This window comes from Methylophaga sp. (genome assembly GCF_030651745.1).
Genome location: NZ_JAUSCC010000038.1, coordinates 1 through 1,192, shown reverse-complemented (window position 1 = coordinate 1,192; position 1,192 = coordinate 1). Strand labels below are relative to the sequence as shown.

Here is a 1,192-nt window from a genome sequence, read left to right as displayed (position 1 = left end):
TGGGTTTCCCACAATTTAACGGACACTTTTCATAAGCATGTTTTAACATGAAAGGAAAAGTAGAAGATGAATCAAATGGGAACACGCAGAAAATACACCGATGAATTTAAAGCAGAGGCCATCAGGCTTGCGAGTCAACAGGACAGCTCGATTCAGGGAATAGCGGACGATCTGGGAATCAACTCTGGCATGCTGCGACGCTGGATAAAGACGGCCAATGGCGTGCCAAGCACTCAAAAAAATATGGCTGACGCTGAGCTGAATAAAGAGCTTGTCAGGCTTCGTCGGGAAAATGCCAAATTAAAAACAGAGCGTGACATTATAAAAAAAGCGCTGGGCTACTTCGCAAAAGACCCGCAGTGAAGTATGCCTTTATCGCCAAATACAAAGTGATTTGGCCAGTGAGAATGATGTGCCGGGTCATTGGCGTGTCGCACAGCGGTTTTTATGATTGGCTGGTCAGAAAGCCAAGCCGTCGTGAACAAGCTAACCAAATCATTAAAGCCCATATACAGGAAAGCTATCACGGCAGTGACCGGACCTATGGTTCACCGCGTGTATGGCGTGATTTATATGATTGGGGTATTACCTGCTCTGTTAACCGGGTTGCTCGGCTGATGCAGCAACTAGGGCTCATGGCGCGACGCAAACGACGTTATAAACCGAGCGATAATGGTGTCAGAGCGCTCCATGCGATTGCACCAAACCTGCTGGAACGGCAGTTTGATGCCAGTGCCCCGAATCAGCGATGGGTAGCGGATTTCACCTATATCTGGACGGCTGAGGGTTGGCTTTACCTGGCGGCTGTCATGGATTTGTTTTCCAGACGTATTGTTGGCTGGTCGATGCAGGGCGGCATGACGGCGCAATTGGTGATTGATGCCTTAATGATGGCTGTTTGGCGTCGGGGCAAGCCTGATGCTTTGCTACACCATTCTGATCAGGGCAGCCAATATACCAGTGAAGATTTTCAGCAATTGCTGGCTTCACAGGGTATTACCTGCAGTATGAGTCGCAAAGGTGATTGCTGGGACAATGCGGCGATGGAAAGCTTTTTCTCAACGCTGAAAATAGAGCGAGTCAACAGAAGGCGGTATAAAACCCGTAATGAAGTTCGGGCGGATGTATTCGATTACATTGAACGTTTTTATAACCCGAAACGTCGTCATTCGACATTAGGCGGAATTAGTCC

1 protein-coding gene is annotated in these 1,192 nt (G+C 48.2%); it reads left to right on the top strand.

Annotated features, from left to right (window positions below; all coding sequences use genetic code 11):
- Positions 1-75: 75 nt before the first annotated feature.
- A protein-coding gene (locus tag Q7V21_RS04075; protein ID WP_370654043.1) for an IS3 family transposase occupies positions 76-1,192 on the top strand; the annotation gives its coding sequence in 2 pieces (ribosomal slippage) (positions 76-322 and positions 322-1,192; 1,118 coding nt annotated over the 2 pieces). This gene is flagged as partial in the annotation.